Source organism: Sphingomonas floccifaciens, assembly GCF_042681125.1.
Lineage (GTDB): Bacteria > Pseudomonadota > Alphaproteobacteria > Sphingomonadales > Sphingomonadaceae > Sphingomonas > Sphingomonas floccifaciens.
In genome coordinates, this window is the sequence record NZ_JBHUFC010000006.1 from 42,999 (window position 1) to 58,737 (window position 15,739).

A 15,739-nucleotide genomic window follows, 5' to 3' on the forward strand; every position below is an offset into this window, starting at 1 on the left:
CGTCCTACAACAGGAATACGTCGGCGGCGTGAATGACACGGCGGCTGCCGTCCGCCAAGCGAAGGACGAGCGCACCGTCCGCATCCAGACCGTCGAACAGGCCCTCGGTCGCAGTGTCGCCGGCGCGGGCGACCAGCGCGGTGCCGCGGGGGTGCGCGCGGTCGAGCCAACGCGCGCGAACGGGGGCAATGCCCAAGCCACGCCACCGCGCCACCCAGCGCGCGAAACTGTCCGCCAGCGCCTCGACCAGGATCGCCGGTTCGACCGGACAGCCGGCGTCGGCAAGGCTGGTTGTCGCGCGGTCAGGCAAGGCCGGATAATGCGCGCAGTTGACCCCGAACCCAACGACGACCGCATCATCGGCGCGTTCGAGCAGGATGCCCACCAGCTTGGCCCCGTCGAGCAGCAGATCGTTGGGCCATTTGATCCGCAGCCGACCGCCAGCGGCCAAAGCCGGGCAGAGTAGCGAGATCGCCTCGTCCAGCGCGACCGAAGCGACCAGCGCTAGCGTCGCGGCCGGCGGATCGCCGGGGCGCAGGCGAACGAGGGTACTGGCGTAGAGATTGCCCGTTCGCGAGTCCCAAACCCGCCCCTGTCGGCCGCGCCCGGCGGTCTGGCATTCGGCACGTAGCCACCGCCCCTCCGCCGCGCCGGCGCGGGCAGCGGCGAGCAGATCGGCGTTGGTCGATCCCGTCGCGCCGACGGTCGCGAGATCGATCAGAACAATGCTCTCGCGGCTGCCGTCGTCGCCGGCGCAAGCGGCTGGATCAGCAGATAGCCGAGCGGCGAAATGATCAGCGCGGCGACCGCGATCAGCGCATATTCGACCATCGACCGATTGCCGTCGCCGACGATCTCGTTTGCCGGCGCATCAAAGTACATCGTCTTGACGATCTTCAGATAATAGAAGGCGCCGACGACCGACCCGACCGCGCCCACGGTTGCGAAAGCGATCAGCCCCGCATCCGCTGCAGCCCAGAACACCGCCAGCTTCGGGTAGAAGCCGAGCAGCGGCGGGATGCCGGCCAGCGAGAACATGAACATCGCCATCGCCGCTGCCAGGCCCGGACGGGTCCGCGACAAGCCCGACAGGCTGGCAATGCTTTCGATCGGCTGGCCGTCGCTGCCGCGCATCTGCAACACGACCAGGAAGCTGCCGAGCGTCATCACGACATAGACGGTGATATAGCTGAGAACCGCTCCGGTCCCCTCCTCCGTCGCCGCCGCAAGGCCCATCAGCGCAAAGCCGATGTTGTTGATCGACGAATAGGCTAGCAGGCGCTTGATGTTGGTCTGCCCGATCGCCGCGATCGCACCGAAGTAGATCGAGGCGAGGCTGGCGAAGATCACGATCTGGCGCCAATCGAACGCCGCCGGGCCCATCGCCTCCAGCGCGACGCGCAGGCCCATGCCGATCGCGGCGACCTTCGATGCCGAGGCGAAGAAGGTCGTCACCGGCGTCGGTGCGCCTTCGTAGACGTCGGGCGTCCACATATGGAAGGGGACCGCGGCAATCTTGAACGCGATGCCGGCGAAGACGAACACCAGGCCGACGACCAGCCCCGTCGACTTCGCGCCACCGAACGCCGCGGCGATCGTGTCGAAGCCGGTCGAACCCGAGAAGCCATAGACCAGGCTGATCCCGTAAAGCAGGATGCCCGATGCCAGCGCGCCAAGGACAAAGTACTTCAGCCCCGCTTCGGCCGAACGCGCATCGCGGCGCATGAAGCTGGCGAGAACGTAGCTGGCGAGGCTCTGGAGCTCGAGGCCGACGTACAACGCCAGCATGTCCCCGGCCGAAACCATCACACCCGACCCGATCGCAGCGAGCAGCATCAGGACCGGATATTCCGGGCGCAAATCGTCGCCGCTGGTGCGGGCGAAAAAGCTCGGCGCGATGATGATCGACACCGCGGTCGCGGCATAGATCAACACCTTGGCATAGGCGGCAAAAGCGTCCGTGCGCAGCAGTCCGCCGAACGGCAGTCCACCCGACGATGCCGGCCCGAACAACGCGATTCCCGCACCGATCAGGACGGCAACCGATGCCCAGCTGACGAGGCGGGTCGACGCCTGGCCGCCCCACGCCGCCACGAGCATGAGGACGAGCGCGCCGGCCGTGAGCACCAGCTCCGGCAGCACCATCAGAAGATCATTGCTCATCAGTGCGCCCCAGCGGTCGTTGCGGCTTCGCCATGCGCGGCAGGCGAAGCGTGATGCGCGGCAGCGGCGGCGGCCGGGTTGCCCGGCGTCGGCTGCGAGTCCCCGGCCGGCTTCGCGCGATCGAGACGCTCGAGCAGCAGGCCGACATCGGCGCGCATGGGTTTCAGGAAGCTCTCCGGATAGACGCCCATCCACAGCACGACGGCTGCGATCGGCGCCAGCAGCGCAATCTCACGCTTGCTGATGTCCGGCATCGCCCGCACGTCGTCATGGACGATCTCGCCATAGGCCACACGGCGATAGAGGTAGAGCATATAGGCGGCACCCAGGATGATGCCGGTCGTGCAGACCAGCGCGATCCAAGTCGACACCTGATAGGTTCCGGCCAGGCTCAGGAACTCGCCGACGAAGCCGGACGTGCCCGGCAGGCCGATCGACGCCATGGTGAACAGCAGGAACAGCACGGCATAGCGCGGCATGTTGATGCTGAGTCCGCCGTAACGGCTAATTTCGCGCGTATGGAGCCGGTCGTAGATGACACCGACGCACAGGAACAACGCGCCCGACACCAGCCCGTGGCTGAGCATCACGATCATCGCGCCTTCGATACCCTGGCGGTTGAACGCGAACAGGCCGATCGTCACGATCGCCATGTGCGCGACCGACGAATAGGCGATCAGCTTCTTCATGTCCGACTGCACCAGCGCGACGAGGCTGGTGTAGACCACGCCGATCGCCGACAGGCCGAAGATCAGCCACACCAGCGCCGCCGACGCTTCCGGGAACATCGGCAGCGAGAAACGCAGGAAGCCGTAGCCGCCGAGCTTCAGCAGAACGCCGGCCAGGATCACCGAACCCGCGGTCGGTGCCTGGACGTGCGCGTCGGGCAGCCAGGTATGGACCGGCCACATCGGCATCTTCACCGCGAACGACGCGAAGAAGGCGAGCCACAGCCAATATTGCGCCCCGACCGGGAAATCATACTGCATCAGCGCGGGGATCGACGTCGTGCCGGCGGTGGTCGACATCCACAGCATCGCGATCAGCATCACGATCGAACCGAGCAGCGTATACAGGAAGAATTTGTACGACGCGTAGATCCGGTTCGCGCCGCCCCAGATGCCGATGATGAGATACATCGGGATCAGGCCGGCCTCGAAGAACACGTAGAACAGCAGCAGGTCCTGCGCCGCAAAGGTGCCGATCATCAGCATCTCGGTCAACAGGAACGCGGCCATATATTCCGGCACGCGCTCGGTGACCGATTCCCACGATGCGCCGATGCAAATCGGCATCAGGAACACGCTGAGCATGATGAGCATCAGCGCGAAGCCGTCGATGCCGAGCGCCCAGGCGAACCGTCCGAAGATCGGGGCGTACTCGACGAACTGCCACTGCGACGCAGCGCCGCTCATGTCGAAGTTCGCCCACAGCAGCACGCCGAGCACGAAGTCGACGAGGGTCGCAGCCAGCGCGAGCCAGCGCGCGGTCTGCGCATTAACGAACAGGCAAGCGATGGCCGCGACGAGCGGCACCGCGAGCATCAGCGATAGGATCGGAAAATCACCCACGAACTGTCCCCATTCCGTTCGTGCTGAGCTTGTCGAAGCACCGTACTTCTTCTTCGCGCATCACGCCCAGCGGCACGAAGAACGGTCCTTCGACAAGCTCAGGACGAACGGTGGTATTGAGATATGCCAGGCTCATCGCGTGATCGCCCAGGTGACGACAGCGGTCAGGCCGAGCAGCATGACGAACGCATAGGTGTAGACATATCCCGTCTGAAGCCGTGCCGCGACGCCGCTGCCGAACCTGACCAGCGCTGCAGACCCGTTGGGGCCAAACCGGTCGATCGTGCCTTCGTCACCCTTCTTCCAAAAGATGCGGCCGAAGCAGAAGGCCGGACGGACGAAGACGGCATTGTACAGCTCGTCGAAGTACCATTTGTTGAGCAGGAACCGGTAGAGGACGCGGAACATGTCCGCGAACTTCGCCGGGAACTCGGGATGGCGGATATAGGTCAGCCAAGCAGTACCGAGGCCGAGCAGCATCACCACGGTCGCCGACAGCTTCACCCACAGCGGCACCTCGTGCATCGCGTGCATCAGATGCCCGTCGAAGTGGATCGCATTGTTCCAGAAGGCTTCGTTCGATTCCGGCTGGATGAACCAGTGATTGAACACGAAGCCGGCCAGGACCGCGCCGACCGACAGGATGATCAGTGGCAGGCGCATCGACCACGGGCTTTCGTGCGGGTGATAGCCTGCGGTGCCGTCGTGGAGCTCGTGCGCACCGGGGGCATGAACGTCGGGGGTCGAGCCTGCGCCCTCCTCCGCCGCCTCGCCGTGGTGGGCATGCGCCGCATCGGTGCCGTGAGCGTGATCATGGTCATGGCCGTGGCCGTGGCCGTGCGCATCATGCACCGCATGCTGGATATGCTCGCTGTTCGCCCAGCGCGGCTTACCCCAGAAGGTCAGGAACATCAGGCGCCACGAATAGAAGCTGGTCAGCAGCGCCGCGAACACGCCGACGTAGAAGGCCAGCTGACTCGTACCGCCGCGCGCGAACGCCGCCTCCAGGATCGCGTCCTTCGAATGGAAACCCGCGAAACCTGCATGCACCCAATAGATGCCGACGCCGGTGATCGCCAGCGTGCCCATCATCATCGCCCAGAAGGTGACGGGGATGTGCTTCCGCAGGCCACCGTAGAAGCGCATGTCCTGCTCATGGTGCATCGCATGAATGACCGAGCCGGCACCCAGGAACAGCAGCGCCTTGAAGAAGGCGTGCGTGAACAGGTGGAACATCGCCGCGCCATAGGCGCCGACGCCGGCGGCGAAGAACATGTAACCGAGCTGCGAACAGGTCGAGTACGCGATGACGCGCTTGATGTCGTTCTGCACCGTGCCCACGGTCGCCGCGAACAGACAGGTCGCAGCACCGATGAAGGTAATGAAGCCGAGCGCTGTCGGGCTGGTCGCGAACATCGGCGACAGGCGGCACACCATGAACACGCCCGCGGTGACCATCGTCGCCGCGTGGATCAGCGCCGACACCGGGGTCGGGCCTTCCATCGCGTCCGGCAGCCAGGTGTGGAGGCCGAGCTGCGCCGACTTGCCCATGGCGCCGACGAACAGCAGCAGGCAGAGCACGGTCATCGTGTCGAAGCGGTGGCCGAGGAATCCGATCGTCGAGCCCGCCATGCCCGGCGCCGCGACCAGGATCTCGGGGATCGAGACGGTCTGGAACACCAGATAGGTGCCGAAGATGCCGAGCATGAAGCCAAGGTCGCCGACGCGATTGACGACGAACGCCTTGATCGCGGCCGCGTTGGCACTTGGCTTGCGGAACCAGAAACCGATCAGGAGATAGGACGCGAGGCCCACGCCCTCCCAACCGAAGAACATCTGGACCAGATTGTCGGCCGTCACGAGCATCAGCATCGCGAAGGTGAAGAGCGACAGATAGGCGAAGAACCGCGGCTGATCCGGGTCTTCGGCCATGTAGCCCCAGGAGTAGAGGTGGACGAGCGCCGACACGCTGGTGATCACGACCAGCATGACCGCGGTCAGGCTGTCGACGCGCAGCGCCCAGTCGAACGCCATGCTGCCCGACGTCACCCAGTTGAACACCGGCGCGACATGCGCATCCTGCGTGCCCGTCAGGAAGCCGGTGAAGATCGGCCACGACAGCCCCGCCGACACGAACAGGGCGCCGGTGGTGACGATCTTGGGCAAGGCGATGCCGAACGCACGGTTCGAAAGGCCTGCGACGATGGCCGCGAGAAGCGGCAGGAAGACGATCAGCTGGATCATCGCCTTACCCCTTCATGCGGTTGACGTCGTCGACCGAGATGGTCGCACGGCCGCGGAAATAGATGACCAGGATGGCGAGCCCGATCGCCGCCTCGCCGGCGGCGACGGTCAGCACGAACATCGCGAACACCTGCCCCACCAGATCGCCGAGGTAGGACGAAAAGGCGACGAGATTGATGTTCACCGCGAGCAGGATCAGCTCGATCGCCATCAGGATCAGGATCAGGTTCTTCCGGTTGGCGACGATGCCGAACACGCCGAGACCGAACAGGATCGCGGCGACGACCAGATAGTGGGTCAGACCAATCACAGCTCGACCCCCTGCCCCACGGCGACATCCTTTACGTTGCGCACCGCATCCTTCGAGCGGCGATTGATCTGGCTGTGGATCGACTGCTTGCGCACACCGCCGCGCTCGCGGTGCGTCAGCACGATCGCACCGATCATCGCGACCAGCAGGACAAGCCCGGCAAGCTCGAAGATGAACAGGTAGCGCGAATAGATCAGCCGTCCGATCGCCTCGATATTCGGTACGTCGGCGACGACCGGGGCGGCCTTGGCGGACAGTGCGACGCCGCCGGCGCTCCACGCACCCGCCCCGATCACGATCTCCGCGGCCAGCGCCAGCGCCAGCGCGACGCCGACCGGCATGTAGCGGACGAAGCCGGCGCGCAGCTCCGCGAAGTCGATGTCGAGCATCATGACCACGAACAGGAACAGCACGGCGACCGCGCCGACATAGACGATCACGAGCAGCATCGCGATGAATTCGGCGCCTGCGAGCACCATCAAGCCGGCGGCGTTGAAGAACGCCAGGATGAGCCACAGCACCGAATGCACCGGGTTGCGCGACGAGATCGTCAGCGCGCCCGACAGCAGCACGATGCCTGCGAACAGGTAGAAGGCAATGGCCTGGATCATGACGCGGGATGGCCCCCTGCCATCGGTGAATCGAAAGTCATGGCGCGCTTACCGGTACGGCGCATCGGCGGCAAGGTTGGCCGCGAGCGTACGTTCCCAGCGATCGCCGTTCGCGAGCAGCTTGCTCTTGTCGTAGATCAGCTCTTCGCGCGTCTCGGTCGAAAATTCGAAGTTCGGCCCCTCGACGATGGCATCGACCGGGCAAGCCTCCTGGCACAGGCCGCAGTAGATGCACTTCGTCATGTCGATGTCATAGCGCGTCGTGCGGCGGCTGCCGTCGTCGCGCGGTTCGGCCTCGATCGTGATCGCCAGCGCCGGACACACCGCCTCGCACAGCTTGCACGCGATGCAGCGTTCCTCGCCATTCGGATAACGGCGCAACGCATGCTCGCCCCGGAACCGCGGCGAGATCGGGTTCTTCTCGAACGGATAGTTGATCGTCGCCTTGGGCTTGAAGAAATACTTCAACGTCTTGGCGTGGGCACCGATGAACTCCCACAAGGTGAACGATCGGACGACTTGGGCGAGGCTCACAGCGGCGCTCCCACACGAGCAAACATCAGATACCCCGAGACGAGGAAGACGAAGAACAGGCTGAGCGGCAGGAACACCTTCCAACCCAGGCGCATCAGCTGGTCGTACCGATAGCGCGGGACCGTTGCCTTCACCCAGCTGAACACGAAGAAGAAGAACAGGATCTTGGCAAACAGCCAAAGGATGCCCGGCACGAAATAGAGCGGCGCCCAGTCGACCGGCGGCAGCCAGCCACCCCAGAACAGGATGGCGTTGAGCGCGCACATCAGGATGACGTTGGCGTATTCGCCGAGCCAGAAGAGCGCGAAGCTCATCGACGAATATTCGGTCTGGTAGCCCGCGACGAGCTCCGACTCCGCCTCGGTCAGATCGAACGGCGCGCGCTGCGTCTCCGCCATCGATGAAATGAGGAACGTCACCGCCATCGGGAACAGCAGCGGGTTGAAGCCGAAGCCGTTCAGCAGACCGAAGATATGCCCGGTCTGCGCGGTCACGATCGTCGATAGGTTGAAGCTGCCAGCCCACAGCACGACCGAGATCAGGATGAAGCCGATCGCGACTTCGTAACTGACCATTTGTGCCGCGGCCCGAAGCGCCGAGAAGAACGGATATTTCGAGTTCGACGCCCAGCCTGCGATAATGATGCCGTAGACGCCGATCGACGACGCCGCGAGCACGTAGAGCAGCCCGACGTTGATGTTGGCGACAACGACGCCGGGGCTGAACGGCACCACCGCCCACACGATCAGCGCGACCGTGAACGTGATGATCGGCGCCAGCAAGAACAGGCCGCGGTTGGCCGACGACGGGATGATGGTTTCCTGCAGGAAGACCTTCAGACCGTCGGCGAACGACTGGAGCAGGCCGAACGGCCCGACGACGTTCGGACCACGACGCAGCGCCATCGCCGCCCAGATCTTGCGATCGGCGTAGATGATCATCGCGACCGCCAGCATCAGCGGCAGCGCGATCACGAGGATGCCGACCAGCGTGGCGAGCGTCCAGGCGCCGGCGTAGGGCAGGCCCAGGTTCTGGAAGAAAGCGGTCATTCGAAGTTACCCCCCCGTGCTCCCGCGCAGGCGGGAGCCCAGAGCCACGAGCGACAGGGCTTGCCGCCCTGGGCTCCCGCCTTCGCGGGAGCACGATTGGTTTGAAGCACGCTCACTCCGCGGCCTCCGCAAAGTCTTCCCCGTGGAGGATTTCTGCCGAACACCGCTGCATTGTCGGGCTCGCCCGGCAGATGCTGTTGGTCAGGTAGAAGTCCTTCACCGGATAGGCGACTTCACCCGAAGCCTCGGCCGACAGCGACGGCACCGACCAATCGAAGCGAGCCAGGCCCTCTTCGGCCAGCGCCGGCACCGCGGCGTACATCTTGGCGCGCAGTTCCTCGAACGTATCGAACGGCAGCGGCGAGCCCAGACGCTCGCTCAGCGCGCGCAGGATCGTCCAGTCCTCGCGGGCATCACCCGGCGGGAAGACGGCGCGATCGCCACGCTGTACGCGGCCCTCGATATTGACGTAGGTGCCGGGCTTCTCGGCATAGGTCGCCGCCGGCAGGATCACATCGGCGTGATGCGCGCCATTGTCTCCGTGGTGACCGACGAACACCTTGAAGGCATCGCCGAACGCGGCATGGTTCACTTCGTCGGCGCCCATGAAGAAGACGAGCTTCGGGCTGGCGTCGATCAGCTCCGCGACACCGCCGGGGCGGCTGAAGTCGAGCATCAGGCTGCCCATCCGCGCTGCCGAGAAGTGCAGCACGTTATAGCCGTTCCACCCATCCTTCACGAGGCCGAGCGTCTTGATCAGGCCAAGCGTCGCGCCCTGCGCGGTGTTCAGCGGCGCACCGCCGACGATGACCATCGGGAACTTGGCGTCCGCGAATGCCTTCGTCACCGCCTCGGGCAGCTTGCCGAGCAGCGACAGGTCGTTGCCGAGCCATTCGACGCTGTACGTCAGATCCGTTTCCGGCCCGATCGCGAAGACCTTCGCGCCCTTCTTGATCGCCTTGCGGATGCGCGTGTTGACCAACGCCGCTTCCCAACGGACGTTGGTGCCGACCAGCAGGATCACATCGGCCTGTTCGACCCCTGCGATCGTCGAGTTGAAGTTGACCGCGGCCAGGCTCGATGTGTCGTACTTGGCGCCCGTCTGGCGACCTTCGTGCAGGTTAGAACCGAGCGCGGTCAGCAGCGTCTTGGTCGCGAAGATCGTCTCGCAATCGAGCATGTCGCCGTGGACGGCGGCGACGCTGCTCCCGGCCGTCTTGGCGGCGGCAGCGATCGCGTCGAACGCTTCGTCCCAGCTCGCCGCGACCAGCTTGCCGTCGCGACGGACGTACGGCTTGTCGAGGCGGCGGCGGATCAGGCCGTCGACGTGGTGACGCGTCTTGTCATGCGCCCATTCCTCGTTGACGTCCTCGTTGATGCGGGGAAGCGCGCGCAGCACCTGGCGACCGCGGCTGTCGAGCCGGATGTTGGTGCCGACCGCGTCCATAACGTCGATGCTGAGCGTCTTGCGCAGCTCCCACGGACGCGCCTCGAACGCATAGGGCTTCGACGTCAGCGCACCGACCGGGCACAGATCGACGACGTTGCCCGACAGCTCCGACTGCACGGCGCCTTCGAGATACGAGGTGATCTGCATGTTCTCGCCGCGGTACAGCGCGCCGATATCCTCGACGCCGGCGACTTCCTCGGCGAAGCGCACGCAGCGGGTGCACTGGATGCAGCGGGTCATGACCGTCTTGACGATCGGACCCATATATTTCTCGGTCACCGCGCGCTTGTTCTCGGTGTAGCGCGAATGGCCGCGGCCATAGGCGACCGACTGGTCCTGCAGGTCGCACTCGCCGCCCTGGTCGCAGATCGGGCAATCGAGCGGGTGGTTGATGAGCAGGAACTCCATCACCCCCTCACGCGCCGCCTTCACCATGGGCGAGTCGGTGCGGATTTCCTGGTTGTCCGCGGCCGGCAGCGCGCACGACGCCTGCGGCTTGGGCGGTCCGGGCTTCACCTCGACCAGGCACATGCGGCAGTTGCCGGCGATGCTCAGACGCTCATGATAGCAGAAGCGCGGAATTTCCTTCCCCGCAGCCTCACAGGCCTGGAGCACGGTCGCACCGGCAGGGACCTCGACTTCGATCCCGTCGACTTTAACCTTCGGCATTATTCGGCTGCCTCTTGCATGGGCGAGAGACCCCCGCCCTGCCGTTCGATGATCCGGCGTTCGATTTCCGGACGGAAGTGGCGGATCAGACCCTGGATCGGCCAGGCCGCCGCGTCGCCAAGCGCGCAGATTGTGTGGCCTTCGACCTGCTTGGTCACCTGATGCAGCGTGTCGATTTCGCTGATGTCGGCGTCGCCGGTGCGCAGCCGCTCCATCACGCGCCACATCCAGCCGGTGCCTTCGCGGCACGGCGTGCACTGGCCGCAGCTTTCGTGCTTGTAGAAATACGACAGGCGGCTGATCGCGCGGACGATATCGGTCGACTTGTCCATGACGATGACCGCCGCGGTGCCGAGGCCTGAGCCCAGCGCCTTCAACCCGTCGAAGTCCATCGGGCAGTCCATGATCTGCGCCGCGGGAACGAGCGGCACCGACGAACCGCCCGGGATGACCGCGAGCAAATTGTCCCACCCGCCGCGGATGCCGCCGCAATGCTTTTCGATCAGTTCGCGGAAGGGGATGCTCATCGCTTCCTCGACCACGCAGGGCTTTTCGACATGGCCGCTGATCTGGAAGAGCTTGGTGCCCTTGTTGTTCTCGGCGCCGAAGCTCGCGAACCATTCCGGGCCGCGGCGCAAGATGGTGGGGGCGACCGCGATCGATTCGACATTGTTGACCGTCGTCGGGCAGCCATAGAGACCCGCGCCGGCCGGGAACGGCGGCTTCAGGCGCGGCTGGCCCTTCTTGCCCTCCAGGCTCTCGATCATCGCGGTTTCTTCGCCGCAGATGTAGGCACCGGCACCGCGGTGGACGAACACGTCGAAGTCGTAGCCCGACTTGCACGCGTTCTTGCCCAGGAAGCCGCGATCATAGGCCTCCGCAACGGCGGCGAACAGCGTCTCCGCCTCGCGGATATATTCGCCGCGGATGTAGATGTACGCCGCACGCGCGCGCATCGCGAAGCCGGCGACCAGCGCGCCTTCGATCAGCAGATGCGGGTCATGCCGGATGATCTCGCGGTCCTTACACGAACCGGGTTCGGATTCGTCGGCGTTGATGACCAGGAAGCTCGGGCGATCGGCGCGCGGCTCCTTGGGCATGAACGACCATTTCATGCCGGTCGGGAAGCCCGCACCGCCGCGACCGCGCAGGCCAGACGCCTTGATACGGTCGATGATCGTGTCCTGGCGGAGCTCCAGCAGCGCCTTGGTATTGTCCCACGCCCCGCGCGCCATCGCCGCGTCGATGTTCCACGGCTGATAGCCGTAGAGGTTGGTGAAGATGCGGTCCTTGTCGGCGAGCATCAGTCTTCGCCCTTCTTCTTCTTGGCCTGCGTGGCGGCGTAGATCGCTATGAAGCACATGAACACGGAAAGAAGCGCGGCGAAGATGGCGAGATAGGCGGGCTTCACTTGCGGCCTCCCAGCAGCTTCTGACCACCGGCAAGGATCGCGACGACAATCGCCGCCCCGATCAGCACACCGAACAGCTTGAAGCTGAGCTTCAGCACCCAGCCTGCCACGACGATCGCACCGATGACGGCCAGAATGGTGACGAGCGTGTTCTTGCTCATGCCGACCACTCCGGGCGGTAATCGTGGTTCTCGGACACCATCGCGGTCAGCGTGGTCGGGCCGCCCAGCGGCTCGACGGTGTGACGGCCAGGCTCCTGCGTGCCGGTCTTCGGCGTTTCGCCGGCGGCCAGCGCCTGGAGTAGCGCGGTGGTGCGGTCGTAGTCGAGGTCTTCGTAATTGTCGTCGTTGATCTGGACCATCGGCGCCGAGGCGCAATTGCCCATGCACTCGACCTCGGTCAGCGTGAACAGGCCATCGGGCGTCGTCCGCCCCTTGTTCAGCCCCATGTTCTTGCACGCCGCCATCACGTCGTCCGACCCGCGCAGCATGCACGGCGTCGTGCCGCACACTTGAACGTGGAATTTGCCGACGGGAGCGAGGTTGAACATCGTGTAGAAGGTCGCGACCTCCAGCACGCGGATGTAGGCGACGCCGATCTGGCGCGCGACGAATTCGATCACCGGGATCGGCAGCCACCCTTGCGTCTGCGTCTCCGCCCCCACCTGGCGCTGGGCCAGATCGAGCAGCGGGATCGACGCGGACTGCTGGCGACCGGCCGGATAGCGACCGATGATCTCGTTCGCCTTCTTCTGATTCTCTTCCGTCCAAGCGAAGCCGCCCCAGCGGGCGCGGACTTCCGCTTCGTCGGGGATCTGGGGTGCGTCAGCCATGTGCGTTACGTCCCGCGCGCGCTTCAAGCCAAGCGTCGTGATTGCGTTTATGTCTGAGCCCGTAACCCAGCGCGTAGAATATCCCCGCACCGCCGATCAGCATCAGGGGAGACCCAAGCCCATCAACTCCCGCGAGCGACAAGATAGTTCCGACAAGCCCCCCGGCTGTCATCATTTGGTAGAAGCGTTCCAATGCCCTCACCGGTCGCACTCCCCGAACACGATGTCGAGCGCACCGAGGATGGCAGTGGTGTCGGCCAGCATGTGCCCGCGCGTCATGAAGTCCATCGCCTGGAGGTGGCTGAACGCGGTCGGGCGGATCTTGCACCGGTACGGCTTGTTGGTGCCGTCGCTGACCAGATACACGCCGAATTCGCCCTTGGGGCTTTCGGTCGCGACATACACTTCGCCCGCGGGGACGTGATAGCCCTCGGTGTAGAGCTTGAAGTGATGGATCAGCGCTTCCATCGACTGCTTCATCTCGGCGCGCTTCGGCGGGCCGACCTTGCGGTCGGTGGTCATGATCGGGCCTTCGGGCATCTCGGCCAGGCACTGCTTCATGATACGCGCCGACTGACGGACTTCCTCGACGCGGACCATGAACCGGTCGTAGCAGTCGCCGCGGGTGCCGACGGGGACGTCGAACTCCATGCGATCATAGACGTCGTAAGGCTGCGACTTGCGCAGGTCCCACGGGATGCCGGCAGCGCGGATCATCGGGCCGGAGAAGCCCCACTTCACCGCGTCATCGCGGCTGACGACGGCGATGTCGACGTTGCGCTGCTTGAAGATGCGGTTCTCGGCGACCAGGCTGATCGCGTCTTCGAACAGCTGCGGCAGGCGCGTGTCGAGCCATTCGGCAATGTCGGTCAGCAGCTTCAGCGGCACGTCCTGGTGAACGCCGCCGACGCGGTAGTAATTCGCATGCATGCGCGCGCCAGAAGCACGCTCGAAGAAATTCATGCAGTCTTCGCGGATCTCGAACATCCACAGGTTCGGCGTCATCGCGCCGACATCCATGACGTGGCTGCCGAGGTTCAGCATGTGGTTGCAGATGCGGGTCAGCTCGGCGAAGAACACGCGAAGATATTGCGCACGCAACGGCACTTCGAGGTCGAGCAATTTCTCGACCGCGAGCACATAGCTGTGCTCCATGCACATCGGCGAGCAGTAATCGAGCCGGTCGAAATACGGCAGCGCCTGCTGGTACGTCTTGTATTCGATCAGCTTCTCGGTGCCGCGGTGGAGCAGGCCGACGTGCGGATCGATACGTTCGATGATCTCGCCGTCGAGCTCCATCACCAGACGCAGCACGCCGTGCGCCGCCGGATGCTGGGGACCGAAGTTGATCGTGTAGTTCTGAATCTCGACGTCACCCGGCGTCGGATCACCCGCGTCGGTGCGGCCGTCGATCTCGTCGATATACTCGCTCATTGATTCTGCCCCTTGCCCTTGCTGGGCACGACATCGGGGTTGGCAGGCGCGGGGCCGTCATCGGGGTGCGGCTTGCCGGCGCCCGTGTCGCCGGTGTCTTCGCTGACCTTCGGCTTGTCGACGTCGGCCACCTGCTTCTCGGCGGCAGCGGCATCGGCCTTCTGCAGCTGATCGGCCGTGACCGGCGACTGCGCGCCCTTGGCCTGCGGCTGTGCGGCGACGTTCGTCGACGGAGTCACGGTCTGAGGCGTCGGCGGCGTCGGAGCCGGAGCGGGCATCGGCGCCTTCTCATCGCCCGGAAGGACGTATTCCGCACCCTCCCACGGCGACATGAAGTCGAAATTGCGGAAGTCCTGCGCGAGCGCAACCGGCTGATAGACGACGCGCTTCGCTTCTTCCGAATAGCGCAGCTCGACGAAGCCCGACAGCGGAAAGTCCTTACGCTGCGGGTGGCCGCGGAACCCATAGTCGGTGAGGATGCGACGCAGGTCCGGATTGCCCGAGAACAGCACGCCGTACATGTCGTAGACTTCGCGCTCCAGCCAGCCCGCGACCGGCCAGATGTCAGTGACCGACGGCACCGGCTGCACTTCGTCCGTCGTCACGCGGACGCGGATGCGGTGGTTGCGGGTCAGCGACAGCAGGCAATAGACGACGTCGAACCGCTCGGGCCGCGACGGATAGTCGACGCCGGCGATTTCCATCAGCTGCTGATATTCAAGGCCGGGCGTATCGCGCAGCGCGATCATCGCAGGCACGATCTGCGCACGGTCAATCGTCAGCGAGACCTCGCCGACCAAATCGGTCGCCTCGACGAGCATACCGCCCAACGTCGACGTCGCGAGCTCGATGACGTCCGGGTTCAGGCCGGGCGTGTAGCGGGGTGCGGGCGCCCTCACCGCTCCACCGTCCCGACCCGGCGGATCTTCCGCTGGAGCTGCATGATGCCGTAGAGCAACGCTTCGGCAGTCGGCGGACAGCCGGGCACGTAGATGTCGACCGGCACGATGCGGTCACAGCCGCGCACGACACTGTACGAATAATGGTAATAGCCGCCGCCGTTGGCGCAGCTGCCCATCGAGATGACGTACTTCGGCTCCGACATCTGGTCGTAGACGCGGCGCAGCGCCGGGGCCATCTTGTTGCAGAGCGTACCCGCTACGATCATCACGTCCGACTGACGCGGGGACGCGCGCGGGGCGGCGCCGAAGCGTTCGAGGTCGTAGCGCGGCATGTTGACGTGGATCATCTCGACCGCGCAGCACGCCAGGCCGAAGGTCATCCACCACAGCGAACCGGTGCGGGCCCACTGGAACAGCTCCTCGGTCGAGGTGACCAGGAAGCCCTTGTCGTTCAACTCACCGTTCAGGTCGTTGAAGAAGCCCTGATCGGGCAGCGTACCGGGCGCCGGCGTCTGTGGCAGCAGAACACTGCCCTGCTGCGAGTGGCCCATGATGTCAG

Annotated in this window: 16 protein-coding genes; all 16 read right to left on the reverse strand. The window is 64.9% G+C overall.

The genetic code is table 11. The annotated features are described in order from the left end of the window. Positions 1-4: 4 nt before the first annotated feature. Entirely contained in the window at positions 5-718 is a 714-nt protein-coding gene (locus tag ACFSC3_RS13725; RefSeq protein ID WP_380941465.1) for a biotin--[acetyl-CoA-carboxylase] ligase, read from the reverse strand. Then, positions 718-2,163, reverse strand: a complete 1,446-nt coding sequence (nuoN, locus tag ACFSC3_RS13730) for an NADH-quinone oxidoreductase subunit NuoN (RefSeq protein ID WP_380941008.1) — start codon at positions 2,161-2,163, stop codon at positions 718-720. The genes ACFSC3_RS13725 and nuoN overlap by 1 nt, the downstream gene beginning before the upstream one ends. Further along, positions 2,163-3,734, reverse strand: coding sequence for an NADH-quinone oxidoreductase subunit M (locus ACFSC3_RS13735; RefSeq protein WP_380941009.1), 1,572 nt, complete (start codon positions 3,732-3,734; stop codon positions 2,163-2,165). The genes nuoN and ACFSC3_RS13735 overlap by 1 nt, the downstream gene beginning before the upstream one ends. Beyond that, complete coding sequence (locus tag ACFSC3_RS13740; protein ID WP_380941010.1) at positions 3,727-3,870, reverse strand: hypothetical protein; 144 nt, start codon at positions 3,868-3,870, stop codon at positions 3,727-3,729. Before ACFSC3_RS13740 ends, ACFSC3_RS13735 begins: the two co-directional genes overlap by 8 nt. After that, a complete protein-coding gene (nuoL, locus tag ACFSC3_RS13745) occupies positions 3,867-5,978 on the reverse strand; it encodes an NADH-quinone oxidoreductase subunit L (RefSeq protein WP_380941011.1) in 2,112 nt (703 codons plus the stop codon). Before nuoL ends, ACFSC3_RS13740 begins: the two co-directional genes overlap by 4 nt. Positions 5,979-5,982: 4 nt before the next feature. Continuing rightward, positions 5,983-6,288: an NADH-quinone oxidoreductase subunit NuoK gene (nuoK, locus tag ACFSC3_RS13750; protein ID WP_056424416.1), complete on the reverse strand. Its 306-nt coding sequence runs from the start codon at positions 6,286-6,288 to the stop codon at positions 5,983-5,985. After that, positions 6,285-6,899 carry an NADH-quinone oxidoreductase subunit J gene (locus ACFSC3_RS13755; RefSeq protein WP_380941012.1) on the reverse strand — a complete coding sequence of 205 codons (615 nt, stop codon included), beginning with the start codon at positions 6,897-6,899 and terminating at the stop codon, positions 6,285-6,287. Before ACFSC3_RS13755 ends, nuoK begins: the two co-directional genes overlap by 4 nt. Positions 6,900-6,947: 48 nt before the next feature. Next, entirely contained in the window at positions 6,948-7,433 is a 486-nt protein-coding gene (gene nuoI / locus ACFSC3_RS13760; RefSeq protein WP_380941013.1) for an NADH-quinone oxidoreductase subunit NuoI, read from the reverse strand. Then, positions 7,430-8,482: an NADH-quinone oxidoreductase subunit NuoH gene (gene nuoH, locus ACFSC3_RS13765; RefSeq protein WP_380941014.1), complete on the reverse strand. Its 1,053-nt coding sequence runs from the start codon at positions 8,480-8,482 to the stop codon at positions 7,430-7,432. Before nuoH ends, nuoI begins: the two co-directional genes overlap by 4 nt. A 112-nt stretch (positions 8,483-8,594) precedes the next feature. After that, the gene (gene nuoG / locus ACFSC3_RS13770; RefSeq protein ID WP_380941015.1) at positions 8,595-10,601 is read right to left on the reverse strand and encodes an NADH-quinone oxidoreductase subunit NuoG; all 2,007 of its coding nucleotides are present in this window, start codon (positions 10,599-10,601) and stop codon (positions 8,595-8,597) included. Continuing rightward, entirely contained in the window at positions 10,601-11,905 is a 1,305-nt protein-coding gene (nuoF, locus tag ACFSC3_RS13775; RefSeq protein ID WP_380941016.1) for an NADH-quinone oxidoreductase subunit NuoF, read from the reverse strand. The genes nuoG and nuoF overlap by 1 nt, the downstream gene beginning before the upstream one ends. Positions 11,906-12,008: 103 nt before the next feature. Further along, positions 12,009-12,173: a hypothetical protein gene (locus tag ACFSC3_RS13780; RefSeq protein ID WP_380941017.1), complete on the reverse strand. Its 165-nt coding sequence runs from the start codon at positions 12,171-12,173 to the stop codon at positions 12,009-12,011. Beyond that, positions 12,170-12,844, reverse strand: coding sequence for a complex I 24 kDa subunit family protein (locus ACFSC3_RS13785; RefSeq protein WP_380941018.1), 675 nt, complete (start codon positions 12,842-12,844; stop codon positions 12,170-12,172). Before ACFSC3_RS13785 ends, ACFSC3_RS13780 begins: the two co-directional genes overlap by 4 nt. A gap of 198 nt (positions 12,845-13,042) precedes the next feature. Continuing rightward, positions 13,043-14,278 carry an NADH-quinone oxidoreductase subunit D gene (locus tag ACFSC3_RS13790; protein WP_380941019.1) on the reverse strand — a complete coding sequence of 412 codons (1,236 nt, stop codon included), beginning with the start codon at positions 14,276-14,278 and terminating at the stop codon, positions 13,043-13,045. Further along, positions 14,275-15,177, reverse strand: coding sequence for an NADH-quinone oxidoreductase subunit C (locus ACFSC3_RS13795; RefSeq protein WP_380941020.1), 903 nt, complete (start codon positions 15,175-15,177; stop codon positions 14,275-14,277). The genes ACFSC3_RS13790 and ACFSC3_RS13795 overlap by 4 nt, the downstream gene beginning before the upstream one ends. Further along, the gene (locus ACFSC3_RS13800) at positions 15,174-15,731 is read right to left on the reverse strand and encodes a NuoB/complex I 20 kDa subunit family protein (RefSeq protein ID WP_380941466.1); all 558 of its coding nucleotides are present in this window, start codon (positions 15,729-15,731) and stop codon (positions 15,174-15,176) included. Before ACFSC3_RS13800 ends, ACFSC3_RS13795 begins: the two co-directional genes overlap by 4 nt. Between the last annotated feature and the right edge of the window lie 8 nt (positions 15,732-15,739).